Source organism: Achromobacter sp. (assembly GCF_036567245.1).
Lineage (GTDB): Bacteria > Pseudomonadota > Gammaproteobacteria > Burkholderiales > Burkholderiaceae_B > Achromobacter.
Genome location: NZ_DATCUY010000037.1, coordinates 1 through 4853 on the forward strand (window position 1 = coordinate 1; position 4853 = coordinate 4853).

The 4853-nt window shown below is 67.7% G+C and carries 6 protein-coding genes; all 6 read left to right on the forward strand.

Going from position 1 to position 4853, the window contains the following annotated elements; translation table 11 throughout:
- On the forward strand, nt 1-649 hold a 649-nt coding region (locus tag VIR09_RS01360; protein ID WP_332011045.1), incomplete at its 5' end, for a site-specific integrase.
- Nucleotides 646-921 carry a hypothetical protein gene (locus VIR09_RS01365; protein WP_332011047.1) on the forward strand — a complete coding sequence of 92 codons (276 nt, stop codon included), beginning with the start codon at nt 646-648 and terminating at the stop codon, nt 919-921. The genes VIR09_RS01360 and VIR09_RS01365, both read left to right, overlap by 4 nt.
- Nucleotides 908-1141, forward strand: a complete 234-nt coding sequence (locus tag VIR09_RS01370) for a hypothetical protein (protein ID WP_332011048.1) — start codon at nt 908-910, stop codon at nt 1139-1141. The genes VIR09_RS01365 and VIR09_RS01370 overlap by 14 nt, the downstream gene beginning before the upstream one ends.
- A 27-nt stretch (nt 1142-1168) precedes the next feature.
- Nucleotides 1169-2071: a hypothetical protein gene (locus VIR09_RS01375; RefSeq protein ID WP_332011050.1), complete on the forward strand. Its 903-nt coding sequence runs from the start codon at nt 1169-1171 to the stop codon at nt 2069-2071.
- 420 nt (nt 2072-2491) lie between these two features.
- Nucleotides 2492-2713: a helix-turn-helix transcriptional regulator gene (locus VIR09_RS01380; RefSeq protein ID WP_332011052.1), complete on the forward strand. Its 222-nt coding sequence runs from the start codon at nt 2492-2494 to the stop codon at nt 2711-2713.
- Between the two features lie 6 nt (nt 2714-2719).
- Nucleotides 2720-4853: PriCT-2 domain-containing protein (locus VIR09_RS01385; RefSeq protein ID WP_332011054.1), on the forward strand; the 2134-nt coding region annotated here is incomplete at its 3' end.

A 4853-nucleotide genomic window follows, 5' to 3' on the forward strand; every position in this document is an offset into this window, starting at 1 on the left:
CGGCGCCTTGACGCCGGCCAATCCGCAGCACATGGCCGCCCCTGCCGACGATCCGGCGCGGGTGGGCGAAATCCTGCGCGCGACCGAAGCCTTCAAGGGCGGGCCAGTGGTCGCCGCCGCGCTGCGGCTGCTGCCGCTGCTGTTCTGCCGGCCGGGCGAGCTGCGCACCATGTGCTGGGCCGATGTAGACCTGGACGCCGCCGAGTGGCGCTTCACCACCAGCAAGACGCGCACCGAACACCTGGTGCCGCTGAGCCGGCAGGCGCTGGCCATCCTGCGCGACCTGCACCCGCTGACCGGCCACGGCCGGCACGTGTTCCCGAGCGCACGCGGCGCCGGCCGGCCGATGTCAGATGCCGCCATCAATGCCGCCTACCGGCGCCTTGGCATCGACACCCGCACCGAACTGACCGGCCACGGCTGGCGGGCGGTGGCACGCACCCTGCTGCACGAGCGGCTGGGATTTGCCGCGGAAGTCATCGAACACCAGCTGGCGCATGCAGTGCCGGACGCCTTGGGGCGCGCCTACAACCGGACGAAGTTCATCGACGAACGCCGCCGCATGATGCAGGCCTGGGCCGATCACCTGGACCGCCTCAAAGCCGGGGCCGACGTGGTGACACTGCGGCGCGCGGGTAACCGAGCATGAACCGGCTGTCCGCTGTGCTGCTGGCGCTGCCTATCGCGGCGTGGGCATGGGATGGCGAAGACCGCTACGGACCCGGCGTGCATGCAGACCGCTATGGCCGGGCCTTCCAGTACGAAACCGCCGACGGGCAGCCCGTGCCCGGCGCGGTGAAGGTCGAACCCGACGGCTACGGGCCGGGCGTTGGCAAAGACCAGTACGGCCGACCGGTCCGCGCCCGCGGTCTGGACGGTCGGCTGCTGGAACCGCTGTCAGTGCCAGATGATGAACGTTGACCGCCGCCGCCCGCCCGGCATGCGGCCTGTGCGCCCCGGCGCCGTCCTGCGCGATGACCTGCGCCCGGCACTTGGCTTGAGCGTCACCGACATGGCCCGGCGCCCTGGCCGGTTGTGCGGCAATGGGTCGGGGGTGTGGCTGCGCATGCAGGCCGACTTGGACCTGTGGCAGGCCGAGCGGGCGCGGATCGAGCCGGCGGCCGACGAGCGGGCCGCCTGAGCGCAGCCGGCGGAACGAGACAGGACCGTGACCCGCAGCCGAGACCCCCGCGCGTCTTTCCGCAGCGCCGCCATCAACAAATTCAACACTGGCCGCTCAATCGACAGTCCGCCCGAGCCGGCGGCCGACGAGCGCCCACGCGTGCCCGCCTGGCTGGACCCGCAGGCCGTGCCTTGGATCGCCTGTTTTGGGCGCTCCCGCCTCGCCGAGCGGGGACAGCCGCTGACCGATTACTTGCCTGCCATCGGCAGACCACTTCTTGATTACTTGGCCGCTACGTCCGGGGCGGGTGCGCAACCGCCTGCCACCTACACGCGCACGGAAGTGTTATTCGACCTCTGGTGGTATTCGCTGCTGCAACAGGGCCTGAGCGACAGCGATGCCTTGATGCTGGCCTCGCTGGTTTATGCAGTTCTACCGCTCAAAGAACCCGCGAAAGCCTTTCAAGAAACCGTGGCGATTGCCCTTCCCGTCATCGATAGGAATTACGACCCTATCGCTGCCGCAGCCCTCGATACCGAGCTGCGCGCCGCGCTGGCGCAGCCGGCCAAAGGGCGCCGCCGTGGCCGGCCGAAAGGGCGCGACCCGAAGATCGACGCCCGCGACCTTGCCAAGTCTGAGAAGGTGTTCAACAGGGGCCGCGCCGAAGGCAAGTACCCGATGTCGGCCGCCAATCCGTGGCAGGTGCTTGAAGACCTGGGCAGCATCATCGACCAGATCATCGAAAGCGACCGGGGCATCAGCAACTCGCAGCACCTTCAACGCGACGACGGAGACCGCGACACCATCCTGCTGCGCGACTTCCTTGGGTCCAGTGCACACGACATACCGCCGCGACGCCGGTGGCTGGTCATCAGGACTTTGGCCGATTTCTGCCTGGAATGGTGGCTGTTCGAATACGTCCTCGAAGTCGGCCCACTCGCAACCTAAAGTTCAGGAATTTCCGTCATTTGCGTCATTGCGTCATTCGTCCTACGAATCAATGACTTGCGAATGACGGAACGGTCATTCCTTCCGTCATCGTGCGTCATTCCTTCCGTCATTGGGAGCCGTGTCCGGGCGAGGTCCGCGAAGTCGGCCCACTCGCAACCTAAAGTTCAGGAATTTCCGTCATTTGCGTCATTGCGTCATTCGCCAGAAGAATCAATGAGTTGCGGATGACGGAACGGTCATTCCTTCCGTCATCGTGCGTCATGGCTTCCGTCATTGGGAGCCGTGTCCGGGCGACGTTCACCTGCCCGGACCTTCAAGAACAAGAAAATTCCCAAGTCCGCGGCATTTTTCTACTCTTTGACCGCCGGCTGTAGCACGTTAAATATCGGAGCGCCCCATTGCTTACGGAGCGTTCCTGTGACATCGAAAATTTACCTGTCTGACAAAGACTTAGCCGCCCGATATGGCGTCATTCGCGGCACGATCTGGCGCTGGGTTTCCGAAGGCCGCCTGCCGGCGCCCGTGCACGTCGGCCCGAACACCACCCGCTGGCGGCTGGCCGATCTTGAGGAACACGAGCGCCAATTTTCGAAGGCGGCGCCCGCCGGAGTGACTGAAAAGCCCGCCGCGCCGCGGTAAGTCTGGGTGGCAACTCACAACCCCCCGCCGGGTGCGGCCGATCCCCTCGAGCGGGAGCGCGACGCGTTTTTTCACATGTCGCCAGACTGCCCGCGGGCGGAGTGGGTCCGCAAAGGCCAGGCCGCCCACGCGGCCGGGCTGAGCTTCGAGGACTTCGACGCATGGAGCGCGGGCGGCAAAACTTATGACGCGCGCGCCGCCCGCGATACGTGGCGCAGCTTCCGCGCCGATGGCGGCATCGGCCCCGGCACGCTGTTCTATATGGCGAAGGCGGAAGGCTGGCGACCGGACCCGAACGCGCCCCGACCACCGCCACCCACAGCGGCGGAGCTGGCCAAACGGGCTGCAGCAGCCGAGGCCGAACGCAAGCGCAAGTCCGCGATCCCCGCTGATCCTGACTACCAGCCCGCTGCCATCTGGGCGCGCGGCATGCCCGCTGTAGGTCATTCCTACGTCGTGGCCAACAATGGCCGACCGGACGGCCTGCGGGTCGTCCCCGACGGCGACTGCCTGCGGCAACTCGGCGAATCGTTGGTTGGCTGGCTCATGGTTCCGGTATGGCTCGACGGGACGCTGATCACCATTCAGTTCATTGCGCCGACCGATGTCGCCGCGCGCCTCAAGGCCGCCGGCAAGCCGTCCAAGCTGAACCTGTACCGGCACCCGGTCGAAGGCTGTTTCATCGTCGGCAAGTGCCCGCCGGGCGGCGTTGCCTACATCGTTGAGGGCATCGGCGCCGGGTGGGCAGCGCACCAGGCGACGGGCCATGCAGCCATCGTGGCCTTCGGCTGGGGCAATGTACGGCGCGAGGCGCAGGCGCAGCGCGAACGCGACCCTGCTGCCCGTTTGGTGTTGGTCCCAGATGTTGGGAAAGAAAGCGAAGCACGCTCCATCGCTGGCGAGCTTGGCGCAATGGTTGCCGCCCTCCCCGACGGTTGGCCGAAAAATTCAGACATCGCCGATTACGCGCAGCGCGAGGGTGTGGACGCCCTGCGCGCCCTACTGACAGCCGCTGCCGATCCGACCGCGCCAGCCGACCCAGCCGCCGCCGCGCCGGCCGCGACCGCCCCGGCTACCGAAGGCCCGCGCATCGACGCCCCCGACGGCGATGAAGACGCATCGGAAACACCCCAAGGCGGCCGCCGCTCATCGCTCGACGTGGTGCTGGCGCTTACGGCCGACCTCGAGCTGTTCCACGACACCGCCGGCACCGGCCACTTCGCCGCCGAATACGACGGCCGGCGCGAGGTGTGGGCGATCCAGTCGCGCGCTGGGGCTGACCTGGTACAGCGGCGCTACCTTGCCGCCACGGGTCGCGGACTACCCGCACAGCCGCTGCGGGACGTGCTCGCCACCCTGGACGCGCGCGCCCGCTTCGAAGGCCGTCAGCGGGACGTATTCCTGCGCGTCGCCAGGTTTCCAGATCGTGTCCTGATCGACCTCGCGGATGATCGCTGGCGCGTTCTGGAAATCACCGGCGCAGGCTGGCGGGTGCTGGACCGCTCGCCCGTTCCTTTCGTTCGCCGGGCCGGCATGGCGCCCCTGCCGGAGCCGCAGCGCGGCGGCAGCGTGGCCGAGCTTCGCGGGTTCGTGAATGTGGCCGATGCCGAATTTCGGCTCGTGGTGGCCTGGTTGCTGGGTGCGCTGGGCGGGCGCGGGCCGTTTCCGGTCCTGGTGTTACAGGCCGAGCAAGGCGCCGGCAAGTCCACAGCCGCCCGAGTGCTGCGCGCGCTGGTCGATCCAGCCGACGTGCCCCTGAAGGCGCCGCCGCGCACCGCCGACGATTGGGTCATCGCTGCCGCGGTTTCGTACGTGCTGGCGATGGACAATTTATCAGGACTCACCAATGACCAGTCGGACATTCTGTGCAGGCTGCTCACCGGCGCCGGCTGGTCAAGGCGGAAGCTCTACTCCGACCTCGACGAGGTCAGCATAAACCTGTGCCGGCCGGTTTTGCTCAACGGCATCGACGCCATCGCCACACGGCCGGACTTGGCTGACCGGGCGCTCGTGATCACGTTGCCAACGATCCCAGCGGCACGCCGCCGTCAGGAGGCGGTTTTCTGGGACGCCTTCGAAGCCGTCCGGCCGCGGCTGCTGGGCGCGCTGCTGGACGCCGTGGCCGGCGCCTTGCGCTGCG